This is a genomic window from Kitasatospora sp. NPDC022856, assembly GCF_055561235.1.
On record NZ_JBVHHE010000011.1, the window covers coordinates 18563 to 35475 of the forward strand.

Below are 16913 nucleotides of genomic sequence, written 5' to 3' on the forward strand. Positions count from 1 at the left end.
CTCGGCACATCGCCCCGGACGGCCCCGTCCGGAGCCCGAGTTGTCGCCCAGGCCACCCAACCGGCAGGAAGGAGCAGCGCCGTGACGACCCACCGGTGCTCCGCCCCCTGCACCTGTTGTCGCTGACCCGCCGTAGCCCCCGAGTCGGTCGAAACGCCGCACCGCGCCCCGGGTCCTCCCAGGTCGGTGCCCTCCCGCGCCGCCGTGGGCCCTTCGCCCGGCCGCGTCACGGCCGGACCGCCCGCCCGCTCCCCGCCCGGTTCCCCGGTCGGCCCCCGTGCAGCCCGCTGCCCAGCCCTCCGCTCAACCCCCTCCCTCCGACCGACCACGCCCGGTGCCGCGCCCCGCCGCTGCCCGTATCCGCCCAGCCAGAGGACCCGCCACCGTGCCCAGCCACGTCCGCTCCACCGCCGATGCCGCCCCCTCCGACGCCGAACCCGCCGCGGCGGCCGGTGTCGCAGCCGACGCCCCGGACACGCTCTGGTTCACCCGCTGCCCCGTCCCCACCGCCACCGGCATCGCCGCCGACCAGGGCCGCTTCGCCCGGGAGTTCGCCGCCGACGGCATCACCGTCCGCTCGCTCCAGGACGCCCCGCCGGAGGTGGCCGCCGACCACCACTACACCCACGCCCTCACCGGCCTGTTCCGCGAAGGCGGCAACGTGCCCGCGCTCTGGGCCCGTTCGCGCGGCGAGCGGACCCGGCTGATCGGTCTCACCTGGATCGAGGAGCGTCAGGTCGTCCTGGTCCGGGCCGGCAGCGGGATCGGCTCGCCCGGGCAGCTGCGCGGGCTGCGACTGGCCGTCCCACGCCATGGGATCGGCATCGACTTCTGGCGGGCGATGGCCCTGGCCGGCCTGCACGGCGCCCTCGCCACGGCCGGACTCACCCTGGACGACGCCGAGTTGGTCGACGTCCCGGCCGCCCCGGGCGGTGGGCAGTGGGCCGCCGAACTGGCCGCGCTGCGCGACGGCGTGGTGGACGCGGTGTACGTCAAGGGCGCGCTGGCCGTCGAGGCGGCCCGCCGGATCGGCGCCGAGGTCGCGATCGAGCTGGACGCCGTGCCGGACCGCCGCCGCCGGGTCAACAACGGCACACCGCGCCCGGTCACCGTCCACCAGCGGCTGCTGGACGAGCGTCCGGACCTGGTCGCCCGCTTCCTGGCCGTCCTCCTGGAGGCCGCCGACTGGGCCGCCGGGAACCCCGCCGAGGTGGCCCGGATCCTGCGGGCCGAGACCGGCGCCGGCGCCGAGGGCGTCGCCGGGGCCTACGCGGCGGGCGGTCACCGCACCCTGCACCTCGACCTCTCGCAGGAGCGCCTCGGCCTGTTGGAGCAGCAGGAGCGCTTCCTGCGCCACCAGGGCTTCCTCGCCGCCCCCGTCGACGTCGCCGCCTGGGCGGACCCCGAGCCGCTGCGCGCCGCCCGCGCCCTGCTCGCCGCCCGCCGCGCCGCGGCGGGGCCGGCCTGAGGCCGCTCACCCCACGCCGCCGCCCCGCCCGCCGCGCCGCCCTGTCCGCGTCGCTGACCTGCCCCCCGCCGCCCCCGCCGCTGTCCTGCCCACTGCCGCGCCCGCCGGCCTGCCGATTCCCCTGGAGCTGACCGTGAAGACCCGCCGCCTCGCCCTCGCCGCCACCGCGTTGCTCACCACCACCGCCCTGGCCGCCTGCGGTTCGTCCGCCGGTGGCGCCAAGGCCTCCGCCGACGGGGGAGGCAGGGCCGAGGTGGTGCTGCGCCTGCCGGACCCGGGCAACAGCGGCTTCCTCGCCCTGGGCAAGAAGGACGGCTCGCTCGACCGGGCCCTCGCCGCCGTCCACGCCAAGGTCGCCTGGACGGGGAGCGCCGGCCCGTTCGCCCCTGCCGCCCAGGCGCTCTCCGCCGACCAGCTCGACGTCGCGCTGGGGTCGATCACCTCGGCCGTCGCCGCCCTGGCGCAGAAGCCAGGCTTCAAGCTGTTCGCCCAGACGGCGCCGGACGGCGTGGGCGAGGGCATCCTGGTGAAGAACGACTCGCCCATCAAGTCCGTCCAGGACCTGGCCGGCCGGAAGGTCGCGGTGAGCCAGGGCGGCACCAGCGAGTACCTGTTGCTCAAGGCCCTGGAGAAGAGCGGCGTGCCGGCCGATCGGGTCGAACGCGTCTACCTGCGCGCCGACCAGACCTCGGGCGTCTTCAACTCCGGCCAGGTGGACGCCTGGGCGACCTGGAACACCTTCTCCACCCCGTCGATCGCCAACTCCGGCGCGCACTTCCTGGTCAACGGCAAGGAGGTCGGCTCCGACAACTACGCGGTCTGGGCGGTGCGCAACGGCTTCGCCGACAAGCACCCGGAGGTGGTCAAGGCCTTCTACGCCTACCTGCACGACGGCGGCCTGAAGGAGAAGGCGGACCCGGCGGGCTACCTCAACGTGTTCACCGACTCCGGGCCGACCGCCGTCACCCCCGCCGAGAAGGAGATCGCGGTCGCCGTCACCCGGCAGAGCGCCACCGCCGACGTCATCACCGAGGCCGACACCGCCCGTTTCGCCACGGTGGCGGCGTTCTTCGCCGACCAGAAGGTCACCAAGCAGCTGGTCGACGTCAAGCCGTACCTGATCGACATCGCCACCCTCGCGGACGGTGCCAAGTGAGCACCGTGACCGACGCGCCCGCCGTCACCCGGGAGGCCACCGGGGACGCCACCGGGGACGCCACCGGGGACGCCGCCACCGGGGCCGCCACCGCCGACGACGGCACCGTCGCGGCCCTCGAAGCCGGTCTGGTCGCCCCGCGCACCCGGCTGCCCGCGCCCCGCCCCCGCGCCGTCGCGCTGATCCTGCGCACCATCGGCCCGCTCGCCCTGCTCGGCGGCTGGGCGCTGGCCTCCGCCACCGGGGCGCTCACCCAGGACGTGCTCGCCTCGCCCGCCCAGGTCGCCGACGCGGTCGGCGAGCTCTGGGGCAACGGCCAGCTCACCGACGCGCTCACCGTCTCGCTCACCCGGGCCGGCCTCGGCCTGGTCTTCGGGGCCGGCGCCGGGCTGGTGCTCGGCGTCGTCACCGGGTTCTTCCGGCTGGGCGAGGAGCTGCTGGACTCCGCGGTGCAGGTCCTGCGCACGGTGCCGTTCCTCGCCCTGGTCCCGCTCTTCATGGTCTGGTTCGGCATCACCGAGACGGCGAAGATCGCCCTGATCGGGGTCGCGACCAGCTTCCCGATGTACGTCTCCACCTCCGGGGGCGTGCGCAACACCGACCGCAAGCTGATCGAGGCGATGCGCAGCTTCGGTCTCGGACGCTGGGCGATCGTCCGCACCGTGGTGTTGCCCGGTGCGCTGCCCTCGCTGCTCTCCGGGTTGCGGCTCTCGATGACGCTCAGTGTGATCGCGCTGATCGCCGCCGAGGAGATCAACTCCACCGAGGGCATCGGCTATCTGATGGCCCAGGCGCAGAACTTCTCGCGCACCGACGTCCTCGCCGTCTGCATCCTGATCTACGGGCTGCTCGGCCTCACCGCGGACGGTGTGGTCCGCCTCCTGGAGCGCTTCCTGATGCCCTGGCGCAAGGCCACCCAAGGAGCGGGCCGATGAGCACCCCGACCACCACCGCCACCACCGCGTCCCCGACCGCCACCGCGACCCCGACCACCGGCGCCGTCGCGGCCGGGGACGGCGCCCCCGCCGTCCACCTGCGCGGCCTGCGCCGGGTCTTCGGCACCCGGGCCGTCCTCGACGGGGTGGACCTGTCCATCGCCCGGGGCGAGTTCGTCGCCCTGCTCGGTGCCAGCGGAACCGGCAAGACCACCCTGCTGCGGATCCTCGGCGCCCTGGACAGGGCCGACGCCGGTACGGTGCTCGTTCCGCCGGTCCGCACGGTGGTCTTCCAGGAGCCCCGCCTGGTGCCGTCCAAGCGGGTGCTCGCCAACGTCACCGTCGGGCTGCCGCGCGGCGCCGCGACCCGGGAGACCGCCCTGCGGGCACTCGCCGAGGTCGGGCTGGAGAAGCACGCCGACGCTTGGCCGGCCACCCTCTCCGGCGGTGAGGCGCAGCGGGCGGCGCTCGCCCGGGCGCTCGTCCGGGAGCCGCAACTCCTCCTCCTGGACGAGCCGTTCGCCGCCCTGGACGCCCTCACCCGGCTACGGATGCAGGACCTGGTCGGTGACCTCGTCCGCCGCCACCGCCCGGCCGTCCTGCTGGTCACCCATGACGTGGAGGAGGCCGTCCGGCTCGCCGACCGGGTCGCCGTCCTGCGGGACGGCAGGCTGGTCCGCGACGAGCGGGTCGCCGTCGAGCGCCCCCGGGACCCGGCCGACCCGGCCTTCGCCGAGCTGCGCCGCCGCCTGCTCGCCGACCTCGGCGTCCACTGACCCCGCGCTCCGCATTCCCCACCCCCCAAGTCCCCGCCAGTACACCGGAGATCACCATGGCCATCACCCTCGGCGTCCACGCCAGCAACCCCTCGCTCTACTACCTCTCCCGGCTGGACCACCTGGCCGAGGAGCTGGCCCCGCTCGGTGAGACCGGCGTCTTCCACCACTACGCCGACGGCACCCGTACGGGCGCCCTGCTGGCCGACGGCACCATCGACTTCGGCGGCACCGGCTCCACCCCGCCGGTCACCGCCCAGGCCGCCGGCCACGACCTGGTGTACGCGGCGGTCTCCGCTCCCCGCCCCGACCACGGTGCGCTGCTGGTGCTCGCCGACGGCCCGGTGGCCTCCGTCGCCGACCTGAGGGGCGGCACCGTCGTGCTGGCCGTCGGCTCCTGGCAGACCCACCTGCTGGCCAAGGCGCTGCACGCCGAGGGCCTCTCCTACGCGACCGACATCACCCCGGTCCGCCCGGCCGCCGACGAGGACCAGGCGCAGCGGCTGCGCGACGGCGAGATCCTCGGCTGGATCGCCCAGGGCGCCGAACTGGCCGCCGCCCGCCGGAGCGGGCGGTTCCGCGAGCTGATCCGCACCGGTGACGTCATCACCGACCGCTCGGTGTTCTTCACCCGCCGGGACTTCGCCACCGAGCGCCCCGAGGTGGTGGCGGCGATCGCGGCCGCGCTGCGCCGGGCCGATGCCTGGGTGGCCGCCCACCCGGCCGAGGCGGCCGCGATCGCCGCCGCCGACCTGGGCGGGGCGGTGGAGGACTGGGAGCAGGCGCTGACCGCCCTGCCGTGGCGGCTGGAGCCCGCCACCGCCGAGTTCGTCGCCGAGCAGCAGGAGGCCGCGGACATCTTCCACGGCGTCGGCTTCATCGACCGCGCGCTGACCGTCGCCGACGCCCATCTGCCCGCGCTGGAGGCCCCGGTGGCCGCCGCACTCGCCAAGGCGGTCTGACCCGATGGCCTCCGAAGTCCTCTGGTACATCATCCCGCGCGAGGGCCACTACCCCTGGGAACCGGCCGGCCGACGCCCGGTCGACCTGCGCTACCTCCAGCAACTCGCGGGCAGCGTCGAGCGCCTGGGCTACACCGGTGCGCTGCTGGCGACCGACCTCTACGACGTCTGGGACCTCGGCAACGCGCTGGCCGCCGCCACCACCCCCGCGTTCAAGCCGCTGCTGGCCGTCCACCCCGGGCTCATCTCGCCCACCCTGCTGGCGAAGATGGCGCTCAGCTTCGACCACCTGCACGGCGGCCGGCTCCGGTTCAACGTCGTGAACGGCTCCACCGCGCAGCTGCGCGAGTACGGCCTGGACGTCGAGCACGACGACCGGTACCGGCTGAGTGCCGAGTACTGGTCGATCGTCCGGCGCCTCACCTCCGGTGAGGTCTTCGACCACAAAGGCGAGTTCTACGACCTGAAGAACGCCGGCGCGAGCCTGCGCGAACTCGCTCCCGTCCAGCCGGGCGGCATCCCGCTCTGGTTCGGCGGCAGTTCGGCGGCCGGTATCGAGATGGCCGCCGAGCACGTGGACGTCTACCTGACCTGGGGCGAACCGCCCCAGCAGCTCCGGGAGAAGCTGGACCTGGTCCGCGAGCGCGCCGCCGCGTACGGGCGCACCCTGCGGATCGGCCTGCGGCTGCACCTGATCGTCCGCGACACCGAGGACGAGGCCTGGGCCGCCGCCGACCGGCTGCTCGACGTCACCAGCGAGGCCACCTACGCCCGGCAGCTCGGCGGGGCGACCGGTGAGGACGGCGTCGGCTGGCAGCGCCAGTTCCGCCAGCACGGGGGCCGAGTGCCCGCGCGGGCGAGGGAGTTGGAGAGCCACCCGAACCTGTGGCCCGGGATGAGCCTGTTCCGCCCCGGCCCCGGTACGGCGGTGGTCGGTTCGACCGCCCAGGTGGTCGAGCGTCTCCAGGAGTTCGAATCGCTCGGTGTGGACACCTTCATCCTCTCCGGCAACCCGCTGCTCGAAGAGGCGCACCGGGTCGCCGAGACGGTGCTACCCGCGCTCGGCGTGGGCCGCCGTTAGCGGAGGGGCGAAGGTGCCCGGCAGCACGGGGAACGGCACCGGCGAGGTCAGTGCCAGCTGTCGGGCGAAGCGCGCGAGAGTGCGCAGGAGGAGCGTCCGCACGGGGACTCCAGGGTCTCGAAGGACGTGTGCGGACGGTACAACGCCCGAAGTCCCGGCAGGTCACGCGGAGTCGCCCGAGGAAGCTCGGGGCGGCACTGTACGGACTGCCGGGACTTCGGACCGGCCGGATCAGACGGCCAGGACGGCTCAGCGGCTCAGCGCGTCGATCTCCGCGAGGTCCTCGGCGGTCAGCGGGCCGCCGTTCAGCGCGTCGATGTTCTGGTCGAGCTGGGCGACGCTGCTCGCGCCGATGATCACCGATGCCACCCGGTCGTCGCGGAGCACCCAGGACAGCGCCAGCTGGGCGAGGGTCTGCCCGCGCCGCTCGGCGACGTTGTTCAGCGAGCGCAGCTGCTCCAGCTTCGGGCCGGTCAGCGCCTCCTTGTTCAGGAACCGCCCGACCGACATCCGCGACCCGGCGGGCACCTCACCGGAGAGGTAGCGGTCCGTCAGTAGCCCCTGGGCGAGCGGGGAGTAGGCGATCAGGCTGGTCCGGGTGTCGCCGACCGCGTCCAGCACCCCCTCCTCCACGGAGCGGTCGAGGATCGAGTAGGCGGACTGGTTCAGCAGGGCCGGGGTGCCCAGCTCGCGCAGGATCGCGACGGCCTCCCGGTGCTGCTCGGCCGGGTAGTTGGAGATCCCCGCGTACAGGGCCTTCCCCGAGCGGACGGCCGAGTCCAGCGCGCCCATCGTCTCTTCGAGCGGGGTGTCCGGGTCGTGGCGGTGCGAGTAGAAGACGTCCACGTAGTCCAGGCCCATCCGGCCCAGCGACTGGTCCAGGCTGGCCAGCAGGTACTTGCGGCTGCCGCCGTCGCCGTACGGGCCGGGCCACATGTCCCAGCCCGCCTTGCTGGCGATGAACATCTCGTCCCGGTACGGGCGGAAGTCCTGCGCGAAGAGGTAGCCGAAGTTGCGCTCGGCGCTGCCGTACGGCGGGCCGTAGTTGTTCGCCAGGTCGAAGTGGGTGACGCCCCGGTCGAAGGCGCGGCGCAGCACCGCCCGCTGCACCTCCAGCGGCTGGGCGTCACCGAAGTTGTGCCACAGGCCGAGCGAGACGGCGGGCAGCTGGACGCCACTGCGGCCGGCCCGGCGGTAGGTCATCGAGGCATAGCGGTCATCCGCGGCGAGGTACGTCATGCCGGACATCCTGCCAGGACCGTCGCCCCGATCAAGCTCTTGCCCCGCCCCTGACCGGTGCATATGCTCGCGGTGGATCGTGTGTGTGCGAGGCGAAGGGGAGCCGGTATGACCATCTGCGCAGCTCTCCCGCGCTGTTGTCGCCCCGTCCGCGGCTCGCGCTGACGCCGCCGCCGCCCAAGCTCCTCTCCCGCCCCGCCGCCGCTCCCGTGTGAGCGCGATCGGCCCCTGGGCGCGGGGCCGCCGGGGCCCGGGTGCGCCGCGCCGCCGTTCCCCCCGGGATCCCCGTTCCCCCGGGATCCCCGTTTCCCTCCGGATCCCCGGACCTCCCCGGTGGATCCCCGCCGAGCGCCGGCGCACCCCGCCGAGCGACCACCGAACGCCCCACAAGGAGACCGCCATGCGGTTCACCGTCTCGTCCCTCGTCTCCAACGGACCCGACCCCGTCACCGGAGTGCGGCGCACGACCTACGAGAAGCTGCACAACGTCATCGACCAGGCCGTCACCGCCGAACGGCTCGGCTACGACGGCTACGGCGTGGGGGAGCGGCACGGCGAACCGTTCCTCTCCCCGGCGCCCCCCGTGCTGCTCAGCGCCATCGCTGCCCGCACCTCCACGATCCGGCTCTTCACCACCGTCACGGTGCTCAGCATCCTGGACCCGGTGAGGGTCGCGGAGGACTACGCGGTGCTCGACCAACTCTCCGGCGGCCGACTCGAACTGATCATCGGCAAGGGCAATGACCCGCGCCACTTCGACCTGTTCGGGCTGCCGGAGGACCGCCAGTGGGACGCACTGGCCGAGAACTACGGACTGCTGCACCGGCTCTGGCGGGAGGAGAAGGTCAGCTGGGAGGGGAGCACCCGCCCGCCGCTCAGGGAGGTCACCACCTCGCCGCGTCCGTACCAGGACCCGATCCCGGTCTGGCACGGCAGCGCGACCAGCGAACAGTCCACCGACCTCGCCGCCCGCTTCGGCGACCCGCTGTTCTCCGCCAACTCCTTCCATCCGCTGGCCAAGTACAAGGCGCTGGTCGACCACTACCGCGAGCGCTGGGAGCACTACGGCCGCGACCCCAAGGACGCCCGGGTCGGGACGAGCTTCGGCGGCCTGTTCGTCGCCAGGCGCTCGCAGGACGCGATCGAGGGCTTCCGCCCGTACTGGGACGCCCTGCTCGGCTCGGCGGCCGGAAGGCACAACAACTCGCCGTTCGAGTCGCTGGAGGACGCGCTGGAGCGCGGCTCGGCGCTGGTCGGCAGCCCGCAGCAGGTGATCGAGAAGATCCACCGCTATCACGAGGCGTTCGGCAACGAGGTGGTGGGCATCGGCGTGGACGCCCTCACCGAGGAGGTCCAGCACGAGCAGCTGGAGCTGTTCGCCGCCGAGGTCGCCCCGGTGATCCGCCGCGAGCTGCCCTGACCGGCGGCCCCGCGCGCACCGCCGTCACCCGGTGAGGCCGGTCGCCTCGCGGGGCTCCGGCAGCCGCCGTCGTGGTTCTGTACCTACTGGTATGTACATCGGACGTACCAGTAGGTACAGTCGCCGCATGGCAACGGCAACCCGGACGTCATCGCCGCGGTCATGGTCGCCGTCGTCCGGGGCGGCTACGTGCTCGCCCGCGCCGCCGGTACGGCCGAGCCGTTCGACCGGGCCGTCCCGGACGCCCTCGGGCTGCTCGCCGCGTACCGCGCCGGCCGGGACCGCCTACCGGCCGAGGTGAGCGGCCCCGCCCTGTCCGAAGCCCCCACCAGGAGCCCGACGTGCACGCCATGCAGTACGAGATCACCCTCCCCGCCGACTACGACATGGGGATCATCCACCGGCGGGTCGCCGAGAAGGGCCACCTGCTCGACGCCTACCCCGGCCTCGGCCTCAAGGCGTACCTGGTGCGCGAGCGCGGCCGCGACGACTCGCCCGTCAACCAGTACGCCCCGTTCTACCTCTGGCGGACCGCCGAGGGCATGAACAGCTTCCTCTGGGGCCCGGGCTTCCGGGGCCTGAGCGCCGACTTCGGCCGTCCGGCCGTCCGACACTGGCTCGGCGCCGGTCTGCGCCACGGAGGTCCGCGCCGGGACGGACCGCCGCGCGGTGGTCTGCTGCGCGGCGACGCGGACGGGTCCGCCGGCTTCGCCAGCCGCGACCTCGAACCCCTCCCGGACGGCGCCGACCCGGCCGAGGCCGTCGAGGCCGCCCTCGCGTCCCTGCCCGACCACCCGGCGCTGCACACGGCGGCCGTCGCCGTCGACCCCGACCGCTGGGAACTGCTGCGCATCGCGCTCTGGAGCGGCCCGGTCCCGGAGGACGCCCCGGGCACCCGCTACCGGGTGCTGCACCTGTCGACCCCCGAACTCGACCGGCTGCCCGCCGACCGCAACTGGTGAAAGGACCACACGCCGTGAACCCCGCCGACCTCGTCCCCGCGCCGCTCGACCGCGCCGCCGGCTACGCGCTCCTGGACGAACTCGCCGGGCCGCAGACCCAGGCCGCCACCCTGACCGGCCTGGACGCGCTGGCGCCCGGCTTCGCCGACTGGATCGTCACCAGCCTCTTCGGCGGCACCTACCAGCGGCCCGGGCTGGCGCTGCGCGACCGCCAGGTGGCCAACCTGGCCGCGCTCACCGCCCTCGGCGGGGTGGAGCCGCAGCTCGCCGACCACGTCCGCAACAGCCTGCGGGTCGGGCTGAGCAGAGAGGAGATCACCGAGGTGCTGGTCCACCTCGCGCCCTACGTCGGCGTGCCCAAGGCCCTGGCCGCCCTGCGGGTGGCGAAGACCGCCTTCGCCGAGGCGGAGACCGGGGGCCGGGCCGCGTGAGCGCTTCTGTCGACAGTGCCGCCGAGGTTGCCGCCGGCGCCGGGGGCGGTGCCGTCCGCACCGTTCTGGGTGACCTCGACCCGGCCGAGTTCGGCGTCTGTGACGCCCACGACCACCTGTTCCTGCGCAGCCCCCGGCTGCCCGGCGAGGAACTGGACGACCCGGCGGCCGCCGAGCGGGTGCTGCGCGACTTCGCGGCGGCCGGCGGCCGGGCGATGGTCCAGTGGACCCCGCACGGCATGGGCCGCGGCGCCTTCGCGCTCCCCGGTCTCGCCCGCGCGACCGGCGTCCACCTGGTCGCGGCCACCGGCCTGCACCAGGACGTCCACTACGACCCGCGGTGGCTGGCCGAGCGCTACGAAGGGCTCGCCGAGCTGTTCACCGCCGAGCTGACCACCGGTCTGCGCGCCGCGCCCGCGGGCGTCCGGGCCGGACTGATCAAGGTGGCGGGCGACTACCACGGCCTCGGCCCGCACACCCGCCGGGTGATGGCGGCGGCGGCCGAGGCGCACCACGCCACCGGCGCGCCGATCGCCGTCCACCACGAACTCGGGACCGCCGCCTCGGAGGTCCTCGACCTGCTCTGCGGGCAGCACGGCGTGCCGGCCCACCGGGTGATCCTCGGCCACCTCAACCGGCTGCCCGACCTGCGGCTGCACCGGCACCTCGCCGGCTCCGGCGCCTACCTGGCCCTGGACGGTCCCTCCCGGGCCCATCACGCCACCGACCACCACCTGTTCGACACCGTCGCCGCGCTGGTCGAGGCCGGCCACGCCGACCGGCTGCTCCTCGGCGGTGACACCACCACCCGCACCGCCCGGCACAGCCCCGGACCCACCCACCTGCTCACGGCCCTCGCTCCGCGCCTGGACCGCGAGTTCGGCCCGGACCTGGCCCGACGCCTCCTCGTCACCAACCCCGCCCAGGCCCTGACCGTCCGCTGGGCGCCCCACTGAGCGCTCTGCGCCGCCGGGCCGCAGTGGCTGCCACCCACCGGGGTGGGGCGGTCCGAGCCGATGACAGGTGCACCGGCTGTTCCGCGGGCTGCTCACCGACCCGCTGCGTTGCCTGCCCGGCGGGGCCGCTCGACCGGGACTCGGGCGGGCTGCCCGGTGGGCCGGGCAAACCGATACCGGTCGCGGCGCGCGCGGCGGCCGACTCGTGGGCGTTCGTCGAGGGCTCGTGCTGCCGGGCCGGTGGGGTCGGCGCGTTCGGCACAGCCGTCCGAAGCGTCGAGCCGTTCCCCGGGGGTGGAGTGCGGTCCGAGTAGGCCGGTCAGGGCTGCGGAGAGGGCACTGGTCGTTCCGTCGGTCCTGTGCTGCGGGCCACGCGGCGCCGCGTTGGCGGGCGGCCGCCCGGCCGAGGCCGAGTGCTCGGAGGATCGGCCGGCCCGATGTGCCGAGCCGGTGGCCGAGGAGGAGTAGGCGGAGAGCGGTTCGGCGGACCGGTACGGGCTGCGCCGTCCCCGGGCCGACCGCTGAGGACCGGGCGGTGCCGCGTTGGCGGGCGGCCGCCCGGCCGGGGCCCGGGTCAGCCGCCGAGTGCCCGGAGGATCGGCTGTCCCAGTGCGCCGAGCCAGCCCGCCAGGGCCGAGAGGGGCCCGAGCAGGCCGGTACCGGCGGCGACGAGTGCACCGGCCGAGCCGAGCAGGCGGGTGATCCTGGTGAGTCGGCCCGCGACCGCCTCGCGGTCCGGCTCCGGTCGCGCGACCTCCGTGTCCAGCGCGTCGAGTTCGGTCCGGACCTGAGGGGCGACCGCCGGTGGCAGCTGCGCCCGCTCGGCGGCGGAGCGGAGTTCGCCGACCAGCGCGCGGACGTCCTGCCCGGCCGCCGTGAAGTGGCCCGTCTGGCCGCCCCGGACCGTCTGGTCACCGGCGACGTTGTTGATCACGCCGCCCTGCTGGTTGCCGATGTTGAAGACCATGGCGTCCCTCCGGGGAGTCGGTCCTTGGACGCTGGGGAGTCTCAGCGGGGCGGTGGCGCCTGGAGCCGCTGCGCTTCCGCCGACTCGAAGCGCCGCCGACGGGAGGTGACCACGATGTGCAGGACGATTCCGACGAGGATCAGAACACTGCCGATCGCGGCCACCCCGAAGCCGATGGCGCCCACCGGCATACCGCCGATCTCCGGGCCGAGGACATTGGGCACGGTCAGGTCGGGGCTGTCGGTGTTGGCCGCGTCGTTGGTCTCGGCGATGAAGCGGATGATCGCCCAGCCGTAGACCGCGCCGCCGACCACGAAGAGCAGGAAGCCCGCCACCACCAGGTGCCGCGCCCTGGTCCGGGTTGCCGCGATCTCGCGGAAGAAGCTCTCCCGCCGGGCCTGCGTGACGTAGTTGTACTGGTCGCCCGCGACGTTGCTGAGGTTGCCCGCCTGCTGCTGCCCCACCTCGAACCGGCGCTCCGCCCCGTACGGCGGTGCCGCCGGGCGGTCGGGCGGCCCGGGCGGTGGCGGGCGGCGGCCCGGCGGGGGCGGCCGCGCCGACGGGTACTGCGGCGGCGGAGGGTACTGCTGTGGTGGGTACTGCTGCTGCGGCGCCGACGGCGGTACGAGCGGACCCCGCAGCCCGCGCGGCTGCTCCTGCGGTTGCCGGTACTCCTGGCGCTCCTGGTACTCCTGGCGCTCCGACGGCTCCGGCTGGAGCGGCAGCGCGGCGGTCCGAGTCACATCGGCGGGCCGCTCCGCCGGGCTCTGCGCCGGGTCCCCCGTGCCGGGGCCGGGAAGGATGGCGGTGGCGGCCTCCCACGGGTCCTCGTAGTGCACCTCGAAGGGGCCGAAGTCCAGGACGTCCCCGGCGTGCAGCTCCTCCTGTCCGTGCACCGGGTGACCGTTGAGCCGGGTGCCGTTGGTGGAGGCCAGGTCCTCGACGGTGGTGTGACCGGCCGACCGCTGCACCACGGCGTGGCGCCGGCTGACGCCGGGCTCGCCCACCCGGATCTGGCAGGTGGCGTCCCGGCCGACGAGCAGCGGCCGGTCGGTCAGTTCGAAGACCTCGCCCTGGAGCCGGCCGGGGGTGTCGACGACGAGACGGGGTAAGGCTTGATCCCGCGACGGTGAGCTCATGGCACGGCCTCCTGCCGGGCGGGCTGCTGAACCACCGGCGGCGGCGACACGGTGCGGCGTCCGTCCGCCGGCTCGGGTGCCCTCACCTCCAGTAAAGGCCACCTCGGTGCCTCGGGACAGCCCCCGGGGCCCACCGGGTCGGCCAGCCGTCCGGTCGGGGGTCACATGTGGGTGCCGCCGTCGATCCGGATCTCGGTGCCGGTGACGAAGGCGCCGTCGTCCGAGGCCAGCATGGCGATCACGCCGGCCACCGTCTCCGGCCCGGCGAAGCCCTGGCCGAGCGCGGGGGAGAGCTTGGCGAGCAGGCTGAAGTCGGCGTCGGCGGGCAGGCCCGGGTTGTTGGTCATGCCGCTGTCGATGCTGCCCGGGGCGACGCAGACCGCGCGCAGTCCCCGCTTGGCGTACTCCGAGGCGATCGCGTGGGTGAACGACTGGATGCCGCCCTTGGTCGCGGCGTAGGCGGCCATGTAGGGGTGCGCGAAGGTCGCGGAGGTGGAGCTGAAGTTCACCACCACGCCCCGCCCGTCGGCGAGCAGGGCCGGCAGCGCCTCGCGGGTCATCAGGAAGGTGCCGGTCAGGTTGACCGCGATCAGCGTGTTCCAGAACTCCAGGCTGGTCTCGTGGGTGTGCGAGGAGCGCAGGATCCCGGCCGCGTTGACCAGGACGTCGAGCCCGCCGAGTCCGGCCACCGCCTCGGCCACGCCTGCGCGGACGGCGGCCTCGTCCGAGATGTCCACGACCGAGGTCGTCAGCCGGTCGGCGGTCCCGTCACCGGTCGCCCGGTCCAGGGTGGCCTTCAGGCCGTCCTCGTCGACGTCGACCGCGACGACCCGCCCGCCCTCGGCGAGGATCCGGTGCACGGTGGCCTGGCCGATGCCCGAGCCGCCGCCGGTGATCAGGACGATCCGCCCGCTGAAGCGCTCCATGGTGGTTCTCCGTTCGTTCGTGGTCTCGCGACCTCGAATGACACGGTACGCCGAAGTGGCACGTCGTGCCAATAAGTCGCGCTGGGCCAAAGTGGCACGATGTGCCACGCGGATTCGGTTGGACGGTCATACCGCTGACGACCGCCCGGCGCGGAACGCCGCCGAGGCGCGCCGCGCCACCCGGGCGAGTCACGCCACTCCGGCACAACACGCCATCCCGGCACGCCGCGCCATCCCGGCACAACACGCCATCCCGGCACGCCGCGCCATCCCGGCACAACACGCCATCCCGGCACGTCGCGCCACCGCGTGCGTCGGTACGCGTACGCTGAGTGCTGTGATCGGACGCCCCACCCTGAACCAGCGCCGCCGTGACACCACCCGGCTGGAGATCGCCCGTACCGCCGCCGCGCTCTTCGCCGAGCGCGGGGCCGAGGCGACCACCGCCGAGGAGATCGCGCTCGCCTCCGGCATCTCGGTGCGCACCTTCTACCGCTACTTCTCCGTGAAGGAGGACGCCGTCGCCCCGCTGCTGGCGGCCGGCGGCCGGCGGTGGGTGCTGCTCTTCGCGGAGAGCTCGGCGGATCTGCCGGTCCGCGAGGCGCTGGAGCGTTCGGCGGTCGAGTCGCTGACGCCCACCGACACCCCGGGCGTGGAGGCCATGCACTGGACCCGCGACCTGCTTCGCGACCCCCGTCTCGACTCGGTCTGGCAGCGCGTGCACGCCGATTCGGAGGAGCGGCTGCGCGCGGTGCTCACCGCCCGCTGCCCCCGGGGTACCGACGAGCTGGAGATCCGGCTCGCGGCCGCCGCCGCGACCACCGCCATCCGGGTGGCCCTGGAGGAGTGGGCCTTCTCCGACGCCCCCGCCGCCGGGCCCGGCTCGCCCCAGGAGCTGGGCGCCCGGTGCATGCGCGAACTGACCGCCGGTCTGCGCCTCTGGAGCAGCGTCAGCTGACGCGACCTCAGGCCGGCCCGCCCGTCGCATCGCCCGTCACACCGCCCGTCGCATCGCCCGTCGCATCGCCCGTCACACCGCTCGTCACACTGCCCGTCACTCCGCTCGTGCCAGCCCGCTCTCCCGCGGTCCCGGCACCACCCCGGTCGCCATACCCGCTGGTCGGCGGGTCCACGGGGGCCCGGCGGGCCGCTAGGGTTGTTGATCGCGCCTCGGTGGTGGCTTCCGTGGTGGACGGGGGAACCGGGGCGGCCGTTCCGGTTGTCCTGACAGATGTCCTGACGACGGGTATGGGGGAGTTCGAGGCGTGGGAGCAAGTAGGACATGGGTCTGACGAGCCACAAGGTGCTGGCGCTGACCGTATTGATCGCCGTCGTGATGATGGCCGGCACGGTCTGGCTGTGGCCGAGACTGTCGAAGACGACCTGGCAGGCGGTGCTCGGCCGGATCGGCGCACTGCTCGCCACCCAGCTCACCGTGCTCGCCGCACTGGGCCTGGTGGCCAACAACTACTTCGCCTTCTACAGCAGCTGGGACGACCTGCTCGGCACCGGCGGCAACGGCCCGGTCGTCATCCAGAACAAGGCGGACGCGTCCGGCCGCCTGCAGGTGGAGACCATCGGGCACGCGTCCGTCAAGGGCGGCGGGGCGCTGGGTCGCGACCCGAAGCAGTCCGGTGAGATCCGCGAGGTCCGGATCGACGGTGCCGCCACACGGCTCTCCACCGAGGGGTACGTCTACCTGCCGCCGCAGTACTTCCAGCCGGAGTACGCGCAGAAGCAGTTCCCGGCGGTGATCGTGAGCACCGGCTTCCCCGGCATCGCGAAGAACCTGGTGACCCGGCTGAACTACCCGGGCGCGGCGCTCAAGCTGCTCCAGGAGGGGCGGATGCAGCCGACCGTGATGGTGCTGATGCGCCCCTCGCCCGCACTCCCGCAGGACACCGAGTGCGAGGACATCCCGGGCGGCGCGCAGTCGGAGACGTACTTCACCAAGGACGTCCCGGCCGCGATCCAGGCGACCTACCGGGTCTCCTCGGACCCGCGGGCCTGGGGATTCATGGGCAACTCGACCGGCGGCTACTGCGCCCTCAAGCTCGCCATGCGGCACCCGGAGGTCTTCCCGACCGCCGTCTCGCTCTCCGGCTACTACCAGGCCGCCGACGACCCGACGACCGGGGACCTCTTCAAGGGCAGCCAGCAGCGTCGCAACGAGGCCGACCTGATGTGGCGGCTGAAGAACCTGCCGCAGCCCGAGGTGTCCGTCCTGCTGGCCGGGACCAGGGAGGGCGACGGCGACTACCGCCGGGACACCGAGGCCTTCGTGGCCGCCGCGCACGCGCCCATGAAGGTCTCCTACAGCATGATGAGGACCGGCGGCCACAACTTCGAGACCTGGAGCAGGCTGCTGCCGTCCTCGCTGGAGTGGCTCTCCCAGCACCTCAGGGTGCCGGACCGCGCGGTCTGACCTCTGACCCCTGACCCGGACGGGCGCGGGGCGCCGCGGCACGGCCGGTACAGCAGCGCTCAGGCCACGG

16 protein-coding genes are annotated in these 16913 nt (G+C 74.2%); 12 read left to right on the forward strand and 4 right to left on the reverse strand.

All coding sequences use genetic code 11. The annotated features are described in order from the left end of the window. Positions 1-385 precede the first annotated feature (385 nt). From ACZ34W_RS15630 to ACZ34W_RS15655, 6 genes are all read left to right on the forward strand, one after another. The gene (locus tag ACZ34W_RS15630) at positions 386-1468 is read left to right on the forward strand and encodes an ABC transporter substrate-binding protein (RefSeq protein WP_465604321.1); all 1083 of its coding nucleotides are present in this window, start codon (positions 386-388) and stop codon (positions 1466-1468) included. A 127-nt stretch (positions 1469-1595) separates the two neighbouring features. Beyond that, positions 1596-2624, forward strand: coding sequence for an NrtA/SsuA/CpmA family ABC transporter substrate-binding protein (locus ACZ34W_RS15635; protein WP_442906963.1), 1029 nt, complete (start codon positions 1596-1598; stop codon positions 2622-2624). Positions 2625-2752: 128 nt separating this feature from the next. Next, positions 2753-3559: an ABC transporter permease gene (locus ACZ34W_RS15640; protein ID WP_329492337.1), complete on the forward strand. Its 807-nt coding sequence runs from the start codon at positions 2753-2755 to the stop codon at positions 3557-3559. Continuing rightward, positions 3556-4335: an ABC transporter ATP-binding protein gene (locus tag ACZ34W_RS15645; protein WP_465604324.1), complete on the forward strand. Its 780-nt coding sequence runs from the start codon at positions 3556-3558 to the stop codon at positions 4333-4335. The genes ACZ34W_RS15640 and ACZ34W_RS15645 overlap by 4 nt, the downstream gene beginning before the upstream one ends. Positions 4336-4391: 56 nt before the next feature. Then, positions 4392-5297 (forward strand): ABC transporter substrate-binding protein, encoded by a 906-nt coding sequence (locus tag ACZ34W_RS15650; RefSeq protein ID WP_329490572.1) that lies wholly within the window; start codon positions 4392-4394, stop codon positions 5295-5297. A 4-nt stretch (positions 5298-5301) separates the two neighbouring features. Then, the gene (locus ACZ34W_RS15655; RefSeq protein WP_329490573.1) at positions 5302-6378 is read left to right on the forward strand and encodes an LLM class flavin-dependent oxidoreductase; all 1077 of its coding nucleotides are present in this window, start codon (positions 5302-5304) and stop codon (positions 6376-6378) included. 249 nt (positions 6379-6627) lie between these two features. Here the strand turns inward: ACZ34W_RS15655 and ACZ34W_RS15660 are convergent, their stop codons facing one another. Further along, positions 6628-7617: an aldo/keto reductase gene (locus tag ACZ34W_RS15660; protein WP_465604327.1), complete on the reverse strand. Its 990-nt coding sequence runs from the start codon at positions 7615-7617 to the stop codon at positions 6628-6630. Positions 7618-8017: 400 nt separating this feature from the next. Between ACZ34W_RS15660 and ACZ34W_RS15665 the strand changes: the two genes are divergently transcribed. The 4 genes from ACZ34W_RS15665 (at position 8018) to ACZ34W_RS15680 (ending at position 11386) form a co-directional block, all read left to right on the forward strand. Beyond that, positions 8018-9037 (forward strand): LLM class flavin-dependent oxidoreductase, encoded by a 1020-nt coding sequence (locus ACZ34W_RS15665; RefSeq protein WP_329490575.1) that lies wholly within the window; start codon positions 8018-8020, stop codon positions 9035-9037. Positions 9038-9378: 341 nt separating this feature from the next. Beyond that, positions 9379-9999 (forward strand): DUF4865 family protein, encoded by a 621-nt coding sequence (locus ACZ34W_RS15670; RefSeq protein WP_465604329.1) that lies wholly within the window; start codon positions 9379-9381, stop codon positions 9997-9999. Between the two features lie 14 nt (positions 10000-10013). Then, a complete protein-coding gene (locus ACZ34W_RS15675; protein WP_359804297.1) occupies positions 10014-10430 on the forward strand; it encodes a carboxymuconolactone decarboxylase family protein in 417 nt (138 codons plus the stop codon). Then, entirely contained in the window at positions 10427-11386 is a 960-nt protein-coding gene (locus ACZ34W_RS15680) for a phosphotriesterase family protein (protein ID WP_465604331.1), read from the forward strand. Before ACZ34W_RS15675 ends, ACZ34W_RS15680 begins: the two co-directional genes overlap by 4 nt. A gap of 574 nt (positions 11387-11960) precedes the next feature. On the opposite strand, the gene ACZ34W_RS15685 is transcribed toward ACZ34W_RS15680, so the two are convergent. From ACZ34W_RS15685 to ACZ34W_RS15695, 3 genes are all read right to left on the reverse strand, one after another. Continuing rightward, complete coding sequence (locus tag ACZ34W_RS15685) at positions 11961-12353, reverse strand: hypothetical protein (protein ID WP_465604333.1); 393 nt, start codon at positions 12351-12353, stop codon at positions 11961-11963. A gap of 41 nt (positions 12354-12394) precedes the next feature. Next, on the reverse strand, positions 12395-13492 hold the full coding sequence (locus ACZ34W_RS15690; RefSeq protein ID WP_465604335.1) for an FHA domain-containing protein: 1098 nt from the start codon (positions 13490-13492) through the stop codon (positions 12395-12397). A 161-nt stretch (positions 13493-13653) separates the two neighbouring features. Continuing rightward, positions 13654-14418, reverse strand: a complete 765-nt coding sequence (locus tag ACZ34W_RS15695) for an SDR family NAD(P)-dependent oxidoreductase (protein ID WP_465604337.1) — start codon at positions 14416-14418, stop codon at positions 13654-13656. 337 nt (positions 14419-14755) lie between these two features. On the opposite strand from ACZ34W_RS15695, the gene ACZ34W_RS15700 reads away from it, so the two are divergent. Beyond that, a complete protein-coding gene (locus tag ACZ34W_RS15700) occupies positions 14756-15376 on the forward strand; it encodes a TetR family transcriptional regulator (protein WP_329490582.1) in 621 nt (206 codons plus the stop codon). A 324-nt stretch (positions 15377-15700) separates the two neighbouring features. Beyond that, positions 15701-16843: an alpha/beta hydrolase gene (locus ACZ34W_RS15705; RefSeq protein ID WP_465604339.1), complete on the forward strand. Its 1143-nt coding sequence runs from the start codon at positions 15701-15703 to the stop codon at positions 16841-16843. The last annotated feature ends 70 nt before the right edge of the window (positions 16844-16913 follow it).

Coding starts and splice junctions, on each gene's coding strand:
- ACZ34W_RS15660 (WP_465604327.1), bottom strand. CDS start 7,617: ATGACGTACCTCGCCGCGGATGACCGCTATGCCTCGATGACCTACCGC.
- ACZ34W_RS15705 (WP_465604339.1), top strand. CDS start 15,701: ATGGGTCTGACGAGCCACAAGGTGCTGGCGCTGACCGTATTGATCGCC.
- ACZ34W_RS15690 (WP_465604335.1), bottom strand. CDS start 13,492: ATGAGCTCACCGTCGCGGGATCAAGCCTTACCCCGTCTCGTCGTCGAC.
- ACZ34W_RS15665 (WP_329490575.1), top strand. CDS start 8,018: ATGCGGTTCACCGTCTCGTCCCTCGTCTCCAACGGACCCGACCCCGTC.
- ACZ34W_RS15645 (WP_465604324.1), top strand. CDS start 3,556: ATGAGCACCCCGACCACCACCGCCACCACCGCGTCCCCGACCGCCACC.
- ACZ34W_RS15650 (WP_329490572.1), top strand. CDS start 4,392: ATGGCCATCACCCTCGGCGTCCACGCCAGCAACCCCTCGCTCTACTAC.
- ACZ34W_RS15655 (WP_329490573.1), top strand. CDS start 5,302: ATGGCCTCCGAAGTCCTCTGGTACATCATCCCGCGCGAGGGCCACTAC.
- ACZ34W_RS15685 (WP_465604333.1), bottom strand. CDS start 12,353: ATGGTCTTCAACATCGGCAACCAGCAGGGCGGCGTGATCAACAACGTC.
- ACZ34W_RS15695 (WP_465604337.1), bottom strand. CDS start 14,418: ATGGAGCGCTTCAGCGGGCGGATCGTCCTGATCACCGGCGGCGGCTCG.